Here is a 16,930-nt window from a genome sequence, read left to right on the forward strand (position 1 = left end):
GATCGGGCGCCGGGTGAACTGCGGCGACGGGCGTCGCCCGCCGAAAAACGGCGCCGGAAAGCGTCACCGACGCATTCAGAAACGGACGGACGACGCTTCCGATTCCACGCCCGACAGCAGCGATTCCCGCGAATTCGGCGTCTCGATCCAGCGATCGACGCCGCGGGCTCCCACGCTGACCTGGACCTCGGCCTCGCCTTTTCGCCCCAGGCCGATCACCTTGAGATGGCTCCAGGCCGGATTGCTGCGAATCGCGCGAACCGTCGCCGCCGCATCCTCGCAGGGGGACCGCGCGGGAGCGAAGTCGAGGAGCACGATGTCGGGACGACCGCAACGACTCAGCACGTCCACGGCGCGGCAACCGTCTTCGACGGCCTCCACCTCGTACCCGGCGCCGCGCAGAGTCTCGGCCAGGGCCTTTCGCCGCTCGGGATCCTTTTCCACGAGCAAGAGACGGGGCGAACGCGATCCGGGCGCCGGTTTCGGCGCCAAGCATTGGGACCGAATCCGCTCCACGTGCCGAAAAGCCTTGTCCAATACCCGTCGCGCCTCTTGGATTTCGCCCCGATCCAGCGCGGCGTGGGCAAAGTCGAACGCGAAGCCCAGACAATCCAGAATCCGCTCCAACTGATCGGGTTCCAACGGCGTCCGTTCCGCGGACTCGTCCGAAGACGTAGGCGCATTTGCGGCGGGACCATGCGCCGCCGTGGGGGCGTCCCCGCGAGCCTTCAGCAATTCCTCTCGATAGACGGGCACGTTGCCCGGGGCCTCGATCCCCAAGCGCACGGCGTTTCCCAGGATCTTGACCACCTGCACCGCCACGTTGACGGTGGGCAGGACCAACTTTTCATTGGGTCTCCGACTCAGTACCAGCATGGCTCCCTCCTTCTCGCGAATCCTTTCCAGACTCGAACCGGGTCCAAACGCGGGTCGCCGACCGGCGCCGACTCGGCATCCCACAGGATGCACGCGGACGGTCGTTCACCGCCTCCCCGTGACGGAGCAGCGCGCAGCCCGATGCACGGAGCGTCGACTACGGAGGTTGGCGCCAATGAACACCCAACCTCCCTTTGGGCTGCTTGCGGTCGACCCCGACTCCCGACCGACATTGCCGAAGCGGATTCCTTCCGCCTTCGCGTGCCGCCGAACCACGCCGGCGCCACGGGTCGGGACTTACCCTTTCCTTGGTCGAACCGCTGCGCAATAGAGGGAATCGAGACTTCCTTGCCGCGAGACACACTCTCACGTATCCAAAGGGTTTTATAACGAATCGCCCCAAAACCGCAAATAGCGATTTTTTAATTTTCGTTTTACGGTTTTCCCTGCTTCGCGGCGTCGGCCGACACTTCCGAATAAGTTGCCGCGGAAGCCCCGACCTTACGGCGAATTTTTCGGTTTTTGCCCCCTCCTTGCCGCCCAGCGCGAACTCTAGAGCCACCAGCGTGAGCTGGTGGTGTTTCCGCACCGCGGCGCGTTGGACCACGGCGCGCTTCTTCACCTCCAGCTTACGCTGGAGGCTCCTGTGCGATCGTGCGTTGCGTTGAGCACTTCTGGAGTCGGCGCCTGCGTGAAATCCTGGAGCCGCCTGCGTGAAATCCTGGAGCCGCCGGCGTGAGCCGGCGGTGTATCCGCGCTGCGGCGCGTTGGACCACGACGCGCTTCTTCACCTCCAGCTTACGCTGGAGGCTCCTGTGAACTGGGGGCTCCAATGTCGCTGGATGCGTGACTGTAGCTGGAGGCTCTAATGTCGCTGAATGTGTTAGTGTCGCTGGAGGTTCCAATGTCGCTGGGGGTCCCGTGCGATCGTGCGTTGCGTTGAGCACTTCTGGAGTCGGCGCCTGCGTGAAATCCTGGAGCCGCCTGCGTGAAATCCTGGAGCCGCCGGCGTGAGCCGGCGGTGTATCCGCGCTGCGGCGCGTTGGACCACGACGCGCTTCTTCACCTCCAGCTTACGCTGGAGGCTCCTGTGAACTGAGGGCTCCAATGTCGCTGGATGCGTGACTGTAGCTGGAGGCTCTAATGTCGCTGAATGTGTTAGTGTCGCTGGAGGTTCCAATGTCGCTGGGGGTCCCGTGCGATCGTGCGTTGCGTTGAGCACTTCTGGAGTCGGCGCCTGCGTGAAATCCTGGAGCCGCCGGCGTGAGCCGGTGGTGTTTCCGCGCTGCGGCGCGTTGGACCACGGCGCGCTTCTTCACCTCCAGCTTACGCTGGAGGCTCCTGTGAACTGGGGGCTCCAATGTCGCTGGATGCGTGACTGTAGCTGGAGGCTCTAATGTCGCTGAATGTGTTAGTGTCGCTGGAGGTTCCAATGTCGCGGGATGCGTTAGTGTGGCGGGAGGCTCCTGTGCGCTGGAGGCGATTGGCCCGGCCACCGTGTACGCGATATGATGGAGTCACCATCTCCGTCAGCAGTCCGCCGCGAGCGGATGCGGCGATTTTCCGCGTCCGGTTCGCCGCCCCAAGGGTTCTTTGGAAAACCCCCGCCGGGTCGGCGGCGGGGGCGCATGCCATTCAATCTTGTGAGCTGAGAAAATGGGCCGTTCCTCCCGCAAAAAGTCGTTCGCCGAGCGCCCCGGCGGTTCGCGGTCGGGCGAGGTATCGGGGCCTTCGTCCGACTCACCGCCGCGCGACGAGTCGGTTCGCCGCGTTCGCTTGCGGAGCGTGATGTGGTGGTGCGGTGGGGTCGCGGGCGCTGCCATCGCGGTAGGAGCGGTCCTGATACTACTACAACCCCGAAACGGCCAAGCCGAGTCGCCGGTTTCGTCATATCGCCTGGATCAAATCCCGTTCGACGGCGCCGACGCCTACGAGCACCTCAAGTGGTTGTGCGAGATCGGTCCCCGGCCCAGCGGATCGCCCGGCATGAAGGCCCAGCAAGAGTTGCTGCTGCGGCATTTTTCGGAATTGGGAGCGGAGGTCGAGCTTCAACAATTCACCGGTCGGGATCCGCGCTCCGGCGCCGGCGTGCCGATGGCCAACGTCATCGCGCGATTCTTTCCGGAGCGTGCGGATCGCATCCTCTTGTGCGCGCACTACGACACGCTGCCCTTGCCGATCCGCGACCCGGTGAATCCGCGCGGGCGATTCGTCGGGGCCAACGACGGCGCCAGCGGCACCGCCGTCCTGATGACAATGGCCCGGTACAGCGCAGAATTTCCTCGGCGTTTCGGCGTGGATTTGGTGCTGTTCGACGGCGAGGAATTCCTATTCGAGGAATGGCAACCGTACTTTCAAGGTTCGGAGTATTTCGCGCGGGAATATGCCCGATCCGCGAAGCAACGGCCCTGGCGCTATCGCGCCGCCGTGTTGTTGGACATGATCGGCGACGCGGACCTTCAGATCTATCAAGAGCGCAACAGCGCCTGGTGGCGCGATACGCGCTGGATCGTGGACGGCATTTGGTCCACCGCCGCGCGACTCCGCGTGCGCGAGTTCATCCCCAAGAAGAAATACGAGGTCCGCGACGATCACATCCCGCTGCACAACATCGGCGGCATTTCGGCGATCGTGCTGATCGACTTCGACTATCCGTTTTGGCACACGCAGCAGGACGTGCCGGAGAAGTGCTCGGCCCTCAGCCTGGCCAAGGTGGGCTGGGTGGTCTTGGAGTGGATGAAGAGTCTGGACGCCGCCCGGGTGCCGTGACCGCCGCTCGAACCCGCCGCCGGGGGCGTCGCGCAAAACAAAACCGCCGGTCTCCCGGAAGAACCGGAAGACTCGGCGGTTTATCGGATCAAGCCGCCGCGATATTGCGACTGGATGCGTCGCTGCGAGACGAACGAGGGTCCAGCGTGCACTTGCACAAGCCGTTGAATCGACCCAGGTTCACGCTAAAGGGTTGGCACCTCCGTCGGAATATACTGAAAGCGGCTTGACCCAATGGTTGCTAGCATCGGCCGGATCGATCCGTCGAATGTATCGGCGAAAGACCGGCGAAAACTCCATTCAACGTCGCCCGGCACGGCGTTTTTGACCGCTCGGTCGGGCTGCCTCCCAGTCCTATAAATTTTAGCCTACGGCGGCGCGGAGGCCAGGGCGGAAACGGCCGTTTCGCGGAGTGCAAAATGCGTTCCGTGCCGCGGAATCGAGACGGCAACCTGCGTGCCGGTCCGTGGGAGGGAAAGTCGGGCGAAGGCGGCGGGCGGGGTTTACGCGCCCCGCGCAGCGCGGACCTCGGCTTCGGTGGGTAGGCTGGGTTGGGCCCCCATCCGCGAGGCGGCCAAGGCGCCGGCCACCGCGGCGAATCGTGCGGCGTCGATCAGGGAATCGCCCCGGGCCAGTGCGACGGCCAGCGCGCCGCTGAAGGCATCGCCCGCCGCCGTGGTGTCCACAGCCGAGACCGCGTGCGGCGGCACCGTCACTCCCGCCCCGGGTCTTTCCACCACTAGCGCTCCCCGTGCGCCCAAGGTCACGATCACAGCCCGGAGACCGGTCGCAAGCAAGCGATCCGCCGCGGCTTGAGCCGAATCGACATCGGTCACGGCCACGCCGGTCAATCGCTCGGCCTCGCTCTCGTTGGGTTTGAGATACGTGACGTGCCGCAGCAAGTCTTGAGGAAGGGGCTGGGCGGGAGCGGGGGCGGGGTCCAGAATCACCGGCACGCCTGCCGCCGCCGCGATTTCCGCCGCTCGGCATACCGTGGGCAACGGGGTCTCCAGTTGCATCACCACGATGTCGGCGGAACGCAGGACCTCGGACGCCGCGTCGATGTCCGCCGGTGCGAGGGCTTCGTTGGCCCCGGATGCCACCGAGATCAGGTTTTCGCCGCTCTCCTCCACCAGGATCAGCGCGACGCCGGTGGGACGCTCCGGATCGCGAAAGACCCAGCGTGTGTCGATGCCCTCTTTTTGGTAGCCTTCGACGGCCTGCTTGCCGAAGAGGTCGTCGCCGACCTTGGCAATGAACGTGGTCTTGGCCCGCAGCCTGGCGGCGGCCACCGCTTGATTGGCGCCCTTGCCGCCTGCCGCCATCACGAACGTACCGCCGACCACCGTTTCCCCCGGCTTGGGCAGATGCGACGTCTTGACCACCATGTCCGTGTTGGAACTGCCTACCACGACCACGTGCGGGATCTTCATACGACGGCCTCACCGGCAAGGGAAGAAGGTCGGCTCACTTCGGTCGAAAACACCATTGGCGGCGGGGTAATCACCGCGACAGGATGATCGTCGTCAGTCCGATCAGGAACGCCGCGAACATGGCGGTCAGCAACCGGTTGGTCCCGGGCGGGGCCTCGCGGAACTCTCGCCAAACGAACACGCCCCACAAGGCCGCCACCAGCGTGGCGCCTTGGCCCAATCCGTAGGAAATGGCGAAACCGGCTTTACCGGCGGCGATGATGCTCATCGTCATGCCGACTCCCCAAATCATCCCTCCCACGATGCCCCACAGGTGGTCGCGCGGAGAACCGCGGAAGTAATCGGCGAAAGCGACGGGTTGACCGGCGACGGGAAACCGCATCAGCAGAGTATTGAACACGAAATTGCTCATCAGCACGCCCAGCGAAAAGAACACCATGGCCGTGTAGGGTGAGAGCTTGCCCGCCTCCAAGGCGACGGGGTCCTCGGCCATGGAACGCGCGACGCACAGATAGAAGGTGCCCATCAGCAGACCGCACAAAATCGACAGCACCAAGCCCTTGACGCCGCCGCCGGACTCCTTTTGCGAGGGCAATCGCCGATAGGCCAAGGCATCCAGCACGATGGCCGCCGCCACGAGCGTCATGCCGGAGAAGAGCAGGACGGGGTTACCGGTCGGCTGATTGATGTAGTTGACGATCATGCCGACGATCAGGGCCAACCCGATGCCCACCGGAAAGGCGACCGCCATGCCCGCCAGCGCAATGGCCGCCACCAGCAGGATGTTGGCGGCATTGAACACCACGCCGCCCAACAGGGCCCAACCTTGGACCGGCCATTGGGCCTGGGCAAGGTCTTCCAGAAAGGGCCGGCCCTTATCGCCCATGCTGCCCATCGTGAAGGCCAGAATCAAGGCCGTCAGCAGGACGCCGATCACGTAATCCCAGTAGAACAGTTCGAATCGCCAGGAGCGTCCGGCCAACTTCTGCGTGTTGGCCCACGATCCCCAACACAGCATGGTAATGATGCAGAAAACGACTGCCGCCGGGTAACTTTCCAATACGAACATGGCGCGACTCCCCGGATCACCCTGGATCAATGCGGTTCCGCTACCGACGCATACCGTGAAGAGGACCGACGCATACCTTTGAGAGACGTACACCGGGCGGCGGGACTTCGCGGACGCCCGGGAACCTCCGACTTGGGCGGATTCTAACGCACCGGCACAACCCAGGCAATGGCCGCAGTGCAGCGCGACCGGAAACCTTCGCCGCAACACGACCCCGCGGTCGTGCTCCGCATGAAGAAGGGGGCGAAGACCGAAGCGGCCTTCGCCCCGCGGTGATAGTTCCGAGGATCACATTTGGCGGACTGGAAGTCCGCTTACCAAGGGGACGAGCTTACGGTTTGGGAACCAACCAAATGTTGCCGTACACCACCTTGTTCCCGTGGCCTTGGAGGTAGAGGGGGCGCGGGCCCGGGCCTTCCCCTTGGCGACCGGGCGTTGCGCTCGGCAGTTCCAAATCCTCGTGAATCACCACGCCGTTGTGCCGCAGGGTGAGTCGGGCGTTGGCGACCTTCTTTCCGTCCTCGTACTTCGGCGCCGTAAAGTCGATGTCGTACGTCTGCCAGGTCAACGGCGGCAGGCACATGTTGACGTCGGGCTTCTTCACCTTGTAGATCCCGCCACACTCGTTGTCCTCGCCCGTCAGACCGAACGAATCGAGGACCTGCACTTCGTAGCAGTCGTGGAGATAAACGCCGCTGTTGGAGCGGGCTTGACCGCGGGCCTTCGGCATCCACGACAATCGGAACTCCAAGTGCAGGTGATAATCGTTGAACTTCTGCTTCGAAATCACATCCGAGAGCATGGCGCCGTCCTCGGTCAGTCGCGCGCCCTCGAAGGCGTCGCCGCTCTTGCCGTCGAAGAGGACCACGGCGCCCTCGGGCGGTTTCTTGCCGAGGGTGGGGCTTTTGCGTTCGGTGCGTTTCAGTTCGGCCTTGGCGTCGCCTTTCCGCAAGGTCATGACGCCGCCCTTGATCTCGCCGACCGCACCCTCTCCTTCGATTTTGACCGCCTCGCCGTCGCGAATGGCCGACAAGCGAATGCGGTCCTGGTCGGGCGTCCATCCGTCGCCGGGCAGGCCGCCGATGAGCACGTAGACGTCGAACTTGCCTTCACCCAGGGCCACGACTTGAGCACCCACCTTGCCCCGGGCGCCGTCCTCGGCGACGCCCTCGCCGATGTACTCGCCTTGGATCGCGAAGTCCGGATCCTTGGCGGCTTCCTTGACGTCGATGATCTCTTGTGCCGCGCAGGCTCCCGCGAAAGCGAGAACCGCCGGCGCCCAACACGCAAGCAACAACCGATGGCGCAAAAACATGGCAGCATCTCCTAAAAGCGAACGAAACTCGAACCTCCAGCGTTTACGCGGCGACGCCGCAGGGAGCAGGCGGAGCGTGATCCCGCCGCTCCGGCAGCGAACGCCCACCGCCGCCGATCATCCCGGCAGGTCGGCTTTCTCCCACTGCTCCCGCAGGAAGGCCATGGCCTTGGGAATCTCGACCTCGCGGTCGCCTTCGCAACCGCACTCGAAACTGCAATAGTCTTGATATCCCACCCATTTCAGGCCGCGGAAGCCGTCGATGAACGAGCGTTCGTCCTGGCCGGGCAGAACGCGCCGCCGCGAGGCCAGGTGGACGTGGTGGAGCCACGGTCCGCCCGCCACGAAGGCCGCGAAATCGCTCGGCTCCTCGATGTACATATGATAGAAGTCGCCCATCAGGCAAATGCCGGGGCTGTTGATGTCGCGGCAGATGGCCGCCGCGTCCGCGACCTGCCGCAAGAAGTAGGCCTCACCGCGATTCAGCGGTTCGAACAAGACCCGCGACTTGACGTTGACCGCGTGCTCGCCGATCTCGGGCATGATGTCCAAGAGGACCTTGCGAATCTCCTGATTGGTCAGCGGCGTTTGGCCGTTGAAGGCGGGGACGTAGATCACGCCCGTCGATTGCAGTTCGCCCGCCGCCGCGAGGGTCTCCTTCAGCTTGCCGATACCGTCTTTCCGCCGCTCCGGATCGTCGGAGACGAGCGAACCGCCCGCCGATCCCCAGCAGACGGCGCTGATCTTCAAACCGGCATCGGCGGCGGCCTTGCGATACTGCTCGACCTTGCCGACCACATCGCCGGGCAACTCCACGGCATCGAACCCCCAGGCCTTCATCTTGGCCAGTTTTTCCTCCAAACTCTTGCCGGGGATGACGCCCAACTGGCTGGAGAGTTGGAGTTTGGCGCCGCTCTTGGGCTGGGAGATCTCGCCCGGCGCGGCGAGGGCGCGGGCTGCGGCGCCTCCGGAAAGCCCCGCCCCCATCAACGCTGCCGTACCCGTCCAACGAAAGAACTCTCGTCGCTGCATCATCGTGTCGCTCCTCATGCGTGTGTCAAGCCGTGAACGTCTTGGAAAGGACGCATCGCTATCCATGTACCGACCGGTTACTCAGGATAATTCCGGAGCGCTGCCGTCCGCAAGTGCTTCCACCGCCGGCTCACGCCGGCGGCTCCAATGTCTCCTGCGCCATCGCGCCAACCCTAGAGCCACCAGCGTTAGCTGGTGGTGGGCCTGAACTATCAACACAAACTGGAGCCACCAGCGTAAGCTGGTGGTGGATTGAGCGATTCACGCACATACCTAAAGCCACCAGCGTCAGTTGGTGGTGGGCGTGGTATTCGCATCGTTGTTGTTGATGCGCCCTGGGTAGCGCCAAACCCACCGCCGGCTCACGCCGGCGGCTCTAGTTTCGATTTTTTGTGGTCTCGCGCTTGCACCGCCGGCTCACGCCGGCGGCTCCAATTTCTCCTGCGCCATCGCGCCAACCCTAGAGCCACCAGCGTTAGCTGGTGGTGGGCCTGAACTATCCACACACCAACTGGAGCCACCAGCGTAAGCTGGTGGTGGATTGAGCGATTCACACACATACCTAAAGCCACCAGCGTTAGCTGGTGGTGGGCGTGGTATTCGCATCGTTGTTGTTGATGCGCCCTGGGTAGCGCCAAACCCACCGCCGGCTTACGCCGGCGGCTCTAGTTTCGATTTTTTTGTGGTCTCGCGCTTGCACCGCCGGCTCACGCCGGCGGCTCCAATGTCTCCTGCGCCATCGCGCCAACCCTAGAGCCACCAGCGTCAGTTGGTGGTGGGCCTGAACTATCAACACAAACTGGAGCCACCAGCGTAAGCTGGTGGTGGATTGAGCGATTCACGCACATACCTAAAGCCACCAGCGTCAGTTGGTGGTGGGCGTGGTATTCGCATCATTGTTGTTGATGCGCCCTGGGTAGCGACAAACCCACCGCCGGCTTACGCCGGCGGCTCATGGAACTGATGCAGAATAGGAACGGCACACACAACGCGAGAGCGCCAGGCGCTAGCGTTTGCTAGCGGTGACGGGAAGGTCGGGCGTCAGCTCGATGTGGAACACCACGGACGGTCCCACGTTAGAATCAGAGGACATTTCTATTGGTGAGTAACAATAGCGCCGCGCGGGTCTTGCCGGATGTGCGACCGTAGACCAATATAGGGTGTTGCCCTTCGTGGCGTACCCGGGAGAAGCCGCCGCCCATGCCAACCCTGCTCAAACGCCTTGTTTTCGGCACGCTCCTGGCCGGCATTCTGTTGCTGCTGTGCGGCCTCGATTATCGCGCCGACAAGTTGCCCGGCGTGTTTCTCTTTCCCGTCCTGATCGGTTTCGTTGTGTTGGGCGGAAACGAAATCATCTTTTTGTGCCGGGAAAACCGTGTCTTTCCGTCGCCCGCCGTCGTGCACCTGGGCAACCTGTTGACCGTCGGGACGGCCTGGGGCATGGGTCTGTTCTGGATCCATTGGGAGACGACGCATCCCGATCGTCTGGCCCGGGGGTGGGACTTGGCCGCCGTCAGTAGCCTGGCCACGCTGGTAGCGGTAGCCGTCACGGTGTTTTTGGCCTTTTGGGTCGAGATGCAGCGCTATCGCTCCCCCGGCGGGGCCACCGTCAACATCGCCGGAGCGGTCTTTGCCGTTTGCTACATCGGCGTGCTGTCGGGGTTCCTCGTCCAATTGCGAGTCGCTTTCGGCCTGGAAGCCCTCGTCTCGCTGCTAATGGTCGTCAAACTGGGGGATAGCGGGGCTTATGCCGTGGGACGGTTGTTTGGGACGCATCGTCTGGCGCCTCGTCTCAGTCCCGGCAAGACCCTGGAGGGCGCGGTCGGAGCGATACTCTTCGGCGTTGTCGGGGCCTTCGTCAGCTTCCACTGGCTGCTGCCGCAATTGGGGCTGAAGGCCGACGTCCCACATTGGTTCCCCATGCTGGCCTACGGCGTGATCCTGGCCGTGGTGGGCATGATCGGTGACTTGGCCGAGTCGCTGATCAAACGCGACGCGCGGCAAAAAGACTCCAGTCGCTTGGTGCCGGGATTGGGTGGCGCCTTGGATCTGATCGACTCGGCCCTGATGGCTGCTCCCGCCGCCTACCTCTTCTGGCTGTTCGGTTGGTTGAACTGATAGCTTGCCAACCGCCGTTGCTACACGCTTTCCCTAGTCCGCCCGCGGCAGACGTTGCGCCGACGTCGGCCCACCCTGATCCTGTATGTGACCCCTCAGAATGTGGGGATAAACCCGTCCATAGGGTTGTTGACGAAAAGTGTAAAAAAGGTGTGGAATCGTTCGCGCGGGGTAGTTAACATGAAGGACGGCGGGTTTTGGGGGGCGATGATCCGGGGGCGTTGCGCCGAATTCCGGATTTCCGCCGAACCTTGGACGCCGTTGCGGTGTTTAACCAGGGGAGGGCGACTACGCTCCGCTTTGTCCCCCCAGCGATACCCCCCAAAAATACCGTCGGTCGCGCCGGAACTCGCAAGCGCGTACCTCATCCGGCGCAATAGCAAGATGGAATCCCGCGCGGACAAGCCGCGATAAAGACCGCAGGGCGGTCGTCGTCGCGCGGGGAAAGGCACGGGACTTACGAACGTCGGGCAGGGTGAGCGAGGATCACCGGACACCTTTCAGGCTGATGAATCCCCGGAGCATGGACGTCTGAGAAGAGGTCATACAGATCGGCTCGTTGATATTTCGTTAGGCACGAGTCGAGGAGGACGAACATGCCGCCGATTGACGTAGTTTGCCCGAACGGCCACAAGTTGCGGGTAAAGGATGACTTTGCCGGCAAGTGGGGTCTGTGTCCCGTGTGCGGCGTCCGCATGAAGATACCGGAAAAGCCCCGCGACGGCCTTTCCGAGGACGAGATTCTGGAGTTGCTCGGCCCCGCCTCCGGGAACAAGGAAGCGGAACCGGCGGAGACCACCCATCGCGTCTCCGGACCGGAGGCCACGCCCCGACCGCCCAAGAAAATCTGCGAGAAGTGCAACCGAGAGGTCTTGGCCGAGACTCGCATCTGTCCCTACTGCCGCACCTACATCGGTCTGGCGGGCAGCTATCCCAAGTTTTGAGCGATCGTACCGATCCGTCCGAGCCGCGCTGACTTCTACGCACGGACTATTAGCCGACTCTTACCTACCCGGGATCGGACCCGAGCAACCGGCCTGCCCCGTTCGATCGGCCGATCTTTTGCCCGTGGTTATTTCCGGTTATTTCCTCCGCATCGCTTCGCCGGTCATTGGCACGAACATCACGGGCGCGATGGACTCTCGGCGGACCGCACCGTCCCGGTCTTTGACGATCAGCAGCAATTCTTGCCGGGCATCGCCGACGGGAATCACCAAGCGCCCTCCCGGGGCCAATTGGTCGATCAGCGGTTGCGGCACGTGGTCCGGCGCGGCGGCCACAATGATCAGATCGAACGGGGCCTTTTCCGGCCAGCCTTGGTAACCGTCTCCCACGCGGACCGTGACGTTCGCATACCCGAGTTCCCGCAACCTCTTTTCAGCCTCTGCGGCCAAGGGTTCCACGATTTCGATGGAATAGACCTCGCGGCACAACTCGGCCAGCACGGCGGCCTGATAGCCCGATCCCGTGCCCACGTCCAGCGCTCGGCTCTCGGGTTGCGGCGCCGCCGCCTGCGTCATCAAAGCCACGATGTAAGGTTGCGAGATCGTTTGCCCGTGACCGATCGGCAAGGGGTGGTCGTCGTAGGCCTCGTGCAGGACGGTTTGCGGAACGAATCGGTGACGCGGCACCCGGAGCATGGCCTCCAGGACGCGAGGATCGCGGATGTCGCGCGAGGCCAACTGCCCCTCGACCATCGCATGCCGCAAGGCGAGGAAGTCGTCGCCGGTCGGGCGGGACGCGGTTGGGGCGTCCGCGCGATCCTCGCGGGCAGCGCCCTCCGCCGGTTCGACGTCTTCCCTGCCGGGGGACATGCGATCGATCGCCCTCCAAAAAAATATGGCAATCGCCACGACGGCCAAGGCCGCCAAACCGCTCACCGCGAGCGCGACCGTGCGGGAATCCATGGCGAGGCCCTCCGCTGACGTTCCGCGATGGGCGACCCGGCGGATGTCTCTCGCGGTTTCAAGGCTCGACCGAGACGATCGTCCCGAAAAGGGTCACGGCGGTGACGCGTTCGACCTGAACGCGGGCGAACCTTCCGATCCAGTTCGCCTCACCGTCGAACACCACGATGCGGTCGCACGGGGTTCGGCCCGTCAATTGTAGCGACTCGCCGTTCGGTGCGGAACGGGCGTCGGAGACGGCGTCGCCCGCCTCCGCGGCGGTTCCCCCCGCAGCCTTGCTCGGACCGTCGATCAACACCTCCACCGTCTCGCCCACGAAACGGCGATTGTCCTCCTCGCTGATGCGATTTTGCAGCGCCAATAGTTCATGGTTGCGACGCCGTTTGACCGCCTCCGGCACATCGTCGGGGAAAAGTTCGTCGGCCTTGGTGCCCGGTCGCGGACTGTATTTGAAGATGAAGCTGTTCTTGAAGCGGGCCTCCTCCGTCAGACGCATGGTGGCCTCGAAATCCTCCTCTGTCTCGCCGCAGAAACCGACGATGAAATCGCTCGTCACGGCGGCGCCGGGCAGGGTCTCGCGGACGGCGGCGAGCATCTCGCGATACTGCTCCACCGTGTAGCCCCGCTTCATCCGCTTGAGCACGGCGTTGGAACCCGATTGCGCCGGCACATGCAGGTACGGGCAGACCTTGGGGAGATCGCGAACGGCCTGCAATAGGTCGGGGGTCATGTCGCGGGGATAGTTCGTTACGAAGCGGATGCGGCGGATGCCTTCTACTTCCGCGACTCTTTCCAAAAGATCGGAAAGGCGGACCTGCCGCCCGTTCTCGCTCGTCCGGTAACTGTTGACGGTCTGGCCCAAGAGCGTGATTTCCCGGCAACCTTGATCGGCCAGCAGGCGGACCTCGTCTATAATTTCGGCGGCGGGGCGACTCTGCTCCGGACCGCGAACGCTGGGCACAATGCAATACGTGCAGAACTTATCGCAACCCAGCATGACGCGGACCATCGCCCGATGCCGCTGCGAACGCGCCTCGGTCACGCGATCGGGATCGTAAAGGGCGAAGGACTGGGCGACCGTCTCGCGCCGGTGCCCTCGTCGCGGCAGGGCCACCGCGACTTGCGGTTCCTTTTTTCGCTCGCGTTCTTCGAGCAGGGCCACCAGGCTGCCGATTTGGCCCGGTCCCACGATCAGGTCCACGTGCGGGGCGCGCCGCAGAATGGCCTCGCGATCCTTCTGCGCCATGCAACCCAACACGCCGATCAATTTGTCGGGCCGCTGTTCTTTGAGATGTTTGAGTCGCCCCAGCGCACTGTAGATCTTGTCCTCGGCATGTTGGCGGACGCTGCACGTGTTGAAGAGGATGAGGTCGGCATGGCGTCGCTCGAACGTCCGCCGGTAGCCGGCCTGCAACAGGGCCGCCGCCACCAACTCGCTGTCGAGCACGTTCATCTGACAGCCGACGGTTTCCAGGAAAAAGCGCTTGGTCATGGACGCGTCGATAGGGGAAAGGAATCGTGATGCAACCGGCGGCGAGCGGGGCATGCTACACCCGGCGCGACGCGGGAAATTCGCCCGTCGGGAGACCCGTCCCGATGCCGCTCGGCCGAATCAGGCGTTGCCGTCGCCTTCCGATTCGGCGGGCGCGGACCGGCCATTCTTTGCCGCGGCCTGTCGGGCCTGTTGCTGATAGTAGAGGACGTAGCGGTCCCGTGCCGCTCGCATCATCCGGACCAAAGCCAGGACGGCCAAGGCGGCGCCGCCCGACCAAAGTGCAATGTCCCAACCGTCCATGGAGACGCCCTCCGTGTGACTCACCGTGCGTCGAGTCGGCAGCGGGATACGCCGTCGTGGGCCGCCGCCGTCGGGGTATATAATCCCTCCGAATATTTTAGGGGGAATAGCGGCAAAAACGCGAGGGCCGATTTGAAGAATTACGGCGGACTGCCGAAAATCGTCCGGAGCGAGCGGGGTAAAGAAATTCGCATAACCCGATAGGGTGTATTGTATTGAATCAGGTGCGCTTTTTTAATACAGCAAAATAATACAGGCGAGCCGTCTTGCTCGGGCAACAAGAGTCGGCTCGCCTGCACAATTGGAGGCCGGTGATGTTGGGTCGTCGGGTGGGTCCTCGTGTTCAGAGGAGAGCTTCGCGTGTTGGGGGGCCCGACGCCGCCCAAAACTCAGGTACCTCTTCCAAGTACCGGCCCCAAAATCCAAAAACCTCTTCTCTGTTCCGTGTTCGGCGAGGGCGAATTGCCTGCCGGTTTGCCAGAGGTCCGCAGTCGGCGTTTCCTCCGACCGGTAGTAAATAGTGCAAAGCGTGTGCCAAAGACTTCAGCTCTCCGCTCTCCGCCGCGGATTTTCGCCAACTTGCGGGGCAGTTCATGCCGCGGACCCCTCGGACGGCCCATTTCGCCAAATACAAGGCAAAAACAAGGTTTCGTCCGACCGCACCGCCGGGGGCGTGGGACGAATCGGTCACGAATCCTCGCCGCCCGGGTAGCAGGACCGAGGTGGTAGGCCGAATCGCGGGCCAAACGCCGATACGACAGTAGCGCCAGCCCGGCCTAGAGTTGGTCGGCCGAGGGCATGACGAACGGTTCACGGTACGTTCGCGTCAGCAGGGCGTCGGCCTCGGAGTCGTCCACGAAGCGTTCAGCGGCGGGGTCGAACGCCAACGATCGCCCCAGCGTCAGGGGTTCCGCCGACAAATCGACGCCGTTTTCGCGGAGGTGCGCTTCGATGGCTTCCAGCGTAGCCTGTACGTCCTCGTTGGAGGGGAACTTTTCCAGGGAGGTTTGGAGAGCGGCGTGATCCGCCGGTTGCCCCAGTCGGTACGAGACGTTCGCCAGGTGCGTGAACGCGGAGGAGATGTGGATTTCCTCGATATCGGCATTGAGCATCTCGGGTTTGCCCGCCTTGACGGCCTCGACGAAGTTACCGAAGTGGTCCACCGATTGTCCTGTGATGGTTTCGACTTCCTTGCCGTTTTTGTCGAAGCGAGTGACGCGGTTTCCCATGGACGTGGCCACATAGCCGTCCTCGCCCACCACCAGCACGGTTCCGCCCAGGAAAGGCGGCGGCGTCTTGAAGTTCCGCACCTCTTGGACGAACGTGAGGCCGCCCAAATCGTGGATCGAAACCTGCGTGTTGGGGGTTTCGCCGGCGTCGTGGAAGCCCGGTCGACCGCCGTAGCATAGGACGCCTTTCCCCAAGTTCGGGACGTCCACGATGATCCGGGCGGTATCCACGGCGTGAACGCAGTTGTTGCCGATTTCGCCGTTGCCGAAGTTCCAGAACCAGTGCCAATCGTAGTGGAAGGACCGCCGCGTGACCCTGGCCATGGGCGCCGGTCCGGCCCAGAGGTTGTAGTCCACGCTGGGCGGCACGGGGTAGTCGCCCGGCGGGCCGATCGGGTTCCGCTGCCGATACATGACGCAGCGGACCACGCGGACCGGGCCGATCTTTTCGACCAGTGCTCGGGCGTCTCGAAATACGCCGTCCGAACGGCGCTGCGTGCCTCCTTGGCATAGCTTGCCGTATTTTCGTGCGGCTTGAACGATCCGTCGGCCCTCGCTGACGTTGTGGCTGACCGGTTTTTCCACGTACACGTGCTTACCCGCCTGAATCGCCCAGACCGCCGCCAAGGCGTGCCAGTGGTTGGGCGTGGCGATGGAGACCGCGTCCACCGCGGGGTCCGCGAAGATTTCCCGCATATCCGTCACGAATTTCGGCCGATAGCCGAATCGCGCCGCGAAACGGTCCGCGTAGCTTTGTCCGATCTCTCGGTCGGGGTCGCAGAAGTACGCCACCACGCAATCGGCTCGCGAGGCGTAGGTCTGGGCGTGATCCTGACCGCGACCCCGCACGCCCAAGACGGCGACTCGGAGCTTTTCGTTGGCGGAAACCGGACCGGCGGGACCGCCCGACGATTGCGAGAAGACGCGATTGCCCCAGGCGCCGGCCGCCATCATGCCCAGGATGCTCTCTTGCACGAAAGCGCGGCGTGAAAGCCGCTTGCCGTTTATCCGCCCAGCCATGGAAACACCTCGCGAGATAGACCGGTGATAGGGCGACGGTCGCCCGCCGCCCGCGGGAGGCGGTACCCCGCCGTCCGCGATCAACGAAAAGCCATGATAGACCGGCGATCAAGCCCTTTCAACCGGTTATCGTCGTGGGCGCGAGGGAGGGCGACGTGTTACACGATCGCGTGCCGACCGACAAGGCGGGCGAGGCACCGCCCGGCGGCGAGCGTCCCGAGACGTCGTTCCAATGCGGACAAAGCAAAGCCCGCCCGCGTGCGCGCTCGCGGAACCTCCCGTGTGCGATCCCGATCTGTTAGAATCAAAGGTCGCCATGCGCGGCGAGCGGACGTGGCAAGCCGGGTGAGTTGTCGCGGTCGGTTTG

At 63.6% G+C, this 16,930-nt stretch carries 12 protein-coding genes; 3 read left to right on the forward strand and 9 right to left on the reverse strand.

The features are described 5' to 3' along the window. Window positions 1-75: 75 nt before the first annotated feature. Window positions 76-876, reverse strand: coding sequence for a carbon storage regulator (locus ACYQ6J_RS15670; RefSeq protein ID WP_460185128.1), 801 nt, complete (start codon window positions 874-876; stop codon window positions 76-78). Window positions 877-2,532: 1,656 nt separating this feature from the next. Between ACYQ6J_RS15670 and ACYQ6J_RS15675 the strand changes: the two genes are divergently transcribed. After that, complete coding sequence (locus ACYQ6J_RS15675; protein WP_460185129.1) at window positions 2,533-3,645, forward strand: M28 family peptidase; 1,113 nt, start codon at window positions 2,533-2,535, stop codon at window positions 3,643-3,645. A 503-nt stretch (window positions 3,646-4,148) separates the two neighbouring features. Here ACYQ6J_RS15675 and rbsK read toward each other — a convergent pair. The 4 genes from rbsK to ACYQ6J_RS15695 all read right to left on the reverse strand — a co-directional run bounded on the left by rbsK (window position 4,149) and on the right by ACYQ6J_RS15695 (window position 8,497). Beyond that, complete coding sequence (gene rbsK / locus ACYQ6J_RS15680) at window positions 4,149-5,078, reverse strand: ribokinase (RefSeq protein WP_460185130.1); 930 nt, start codon at window positions 5,076-5,078, stop codon at window positions 4,149-4,151. A gap of 70 nt (window positions 5,079-5,148) precedes the next feature. Continuing rightward, window positions 5,149-6,147 carry a hypothetical protein gene (locus ACYQ6J_RS15685; protein ID WP_460185131.1) on the reverse strand — a complete coding sequence of 333 codons (999 nt, stop codon included), beginning with the start codon at window positions 6,145-6,147 and terminating at the stop codon, window positions 5,149-5,151. A 331-nt stretch (window positions 6,148-6,478) separates the two neighbouring features. Next, complete coding sequence (locus tag ACYQ6J_RS15690; RefSeq protein ID WP_460185132.1) at window positions 6,479-7,462, reverse strand: 3-keto-disaccharide hydrolase; 984 nt, start codon at window positions 7,460-7,462, stop codon at window positions 6,479-6,481. Between the two features lie 117 nt (window positions 7,463-7,579). After that, window positions 7,580-8,497, reverse strand: coding sequence for a sugar phosphate isomerase/epimerase family protein (locus ACYQ6J_RS15695; RefSeq protein WP_460185133.1), 918 nt, complete (start codon window positions 8,495-8,497; stop codon window positions 7,580-7,582). 1,197 nt (window positions 8,498-9,694) lie between these two features. Between ACYQ6J_RS15695 and ACYQ6J_RS15700 the strand changes: the two genes are divergently transcribed. Together ACYQ6J_RS15700 and ACYQ6J_RS15705 are read left to right on the forward strand one after the other, a co-directional pair. Continuing rightward, complete coding sequence (locus ACYQ6J_RS15700; protein WP_460185134.1) at window positions 9,695-10,612, forward strand: phosphatidate cytidylyltransferase; 918 nt, start codon at window positions 9,695-9,697, stop codon at window positions 10,610-10,612. Between the two features lie 596 nt (window positions 10,613-11,208). Then, on the forward strand, window positions 11,209-11,556 hold the full coding sequence (locus tag ACYQ6J_RS15705) for a hypothetical protein (protein WP_460185135.1): 348 nt from the start codon (window positions 11,209-11,211) through the stop codon (window positions 11,554-11,556). A gap of 138 nt (window positions 11,557-11,694) precedes the next feature. Here ACYQ6J_RS15705 and ACYQ6J_RS15710 read toward each other — a convergent pair whose 3' ends face one another. From ACYQ6J_RS15710 to ACYQ6J_RS15725, 4 genes are all read right to left on the reverse strand, one after another. Continuing rightward, the gene (locus ACYQ6J_RS15710) at window positions 11,695-12,519 is read right to left on the reverse strand and encodes a protein-L-isoaspartate(D-aspartate) O-methyltransferase (protein WP_460185136.1); all 825 of its coding nucleotides are present in this window, start codon (window positions 12,517-12,519) and stop codon (window positions 11,695-11,697) included. 58 nt (window positions 12,520-12,577) lie between these two features. Further along, complete coding sequence (gene miaB, locus ACYQ6J_RS15715) at window positions 12,578-14,011, reverse strand: tRNA (N6-isopentenyl adenosine(37)-C2)-methylthiotransferase MiaB (RefSeq protein WP_460185137.1); 1,434 nt, start codon at window positions 14,009-14,011, stop codon at window positions 12,578-12,580. Between the two features lie 120 nt (window positions 14,012-14,131). Beyond that, on the reverse strand, window positions 14,132-14,314 hold the full coding sequence (locus tag ACYQ6J_RS15720) for a hypothetical protein (RefSeq protein ID WP_460185138.1): 183 nt from the start codon (window positions 14,312-14,314) through the stop codon (window positions 14,132-14,134). A 776-nt stretch (window positions 14,315-15,090) separates the two neighbouring features. Further along, window positions 15,091-16,563 (reverse strand): Gfo/Idh/MocA family protein, encoded by a 1,473-nt coding sequence (locus tag ACYQ6J_RS15725; protein ID WP_460185139.1) that lies wholly within the window; start codon window positions 16,561-16,563, stop codon window positions 15,091-15,093. Window positions 16,564-16,930 lie beyond the last annotated feature (367 nt).

It is taken from the genome of Thermopirellula anaerolimosa, assembly GCF_054657335.1.

Coding starts and splice junctions, on each gene's coding strand:
- ACYQ6J_RS15670 (WP_460185128.1), bottom strand. CDS start 876: ATGCTGGTACTGAGTCGGAGACCCAATGAAAAGTTGGTCCTGCCCACC.
- ACYQ6J_RS15675 (WP_460185129.1), top strand. CDS start 2,533: ATGGGCCGTTCCTCCCGCAAAAAGTCGTTCGCCGAGCGCCCCGGCGGT.
- rbsK (WP_460185130.1), bottom strand. CDS start 5,078: ATGAAGATCCCGCACGTGGTCGTGGTAGGCAGTTCCAACACGGACATG.
- ACYQ6J_RS15685 (WP_460185131.1), bottom strand. CDS start 6,147: ATGTTCGTATTGGAAAGTTACCCGGCGGCAGTCGTTTTCTGCATCATT.
- ACYQ6J_RS15690 (WP_460185132.1), bottom strand. CDS start 7,462: ATGTTTTTGCGCCATCGGTTGTTGCTTGCGTGTTGGGCGCCGGCGGTT.
- ACYQ6J_RS15695 (WP_460185133.1), bottom strand. CDS start 8,497: ATGATGCAGCGACGAGAGTTCTTTCGTTGGACGGGTACGGCAGCGTTG.
- ACYQ6J_RS15700 (WP_460185134.1), top strand. CDS start 9,695: ATGCCAACCCTGCTCAAACGCCTTGTTTTCGGCACGCTCCTGGCCGGC.
- ACYQ6J_RS15705 (WP_460185135.1), top strand. CDS start 11,209: ATGCCGCCGATTGACGTAGTTTGCCCGAACGGCCACAAGTTGCGGGTA.
- ACYQ6J_RS15710 (WP_460185136.1), bottom strand. CDS start 12,519: ATGGATTCCCGCACGGTCGCGCTCGCGGTGAGCGGTTTGGCGGCCTTG.
- miaB (WP_460185137.1), bottom strand. CDS start 14,011: ATGACCAAGCGCTTTTTCCTGGAAACCGTCGGCTGTCAGATGAACGTG.
- ACYQ6J_RS15720 (WP_460185138.1), bottom strand. CDS start 14,314: ATGGACGGTTGGGACATTGCACTTTGGTCGGGCGGCGCCGCCTTGGCC.
- ACYQ6J_RS15725 (WP_460185139.1), bottom strand. CDS start 16,563: ATGGCTGGGCGGATAAACGGCAAGCGGCTTTCACGCCGCGCTTTCGTG.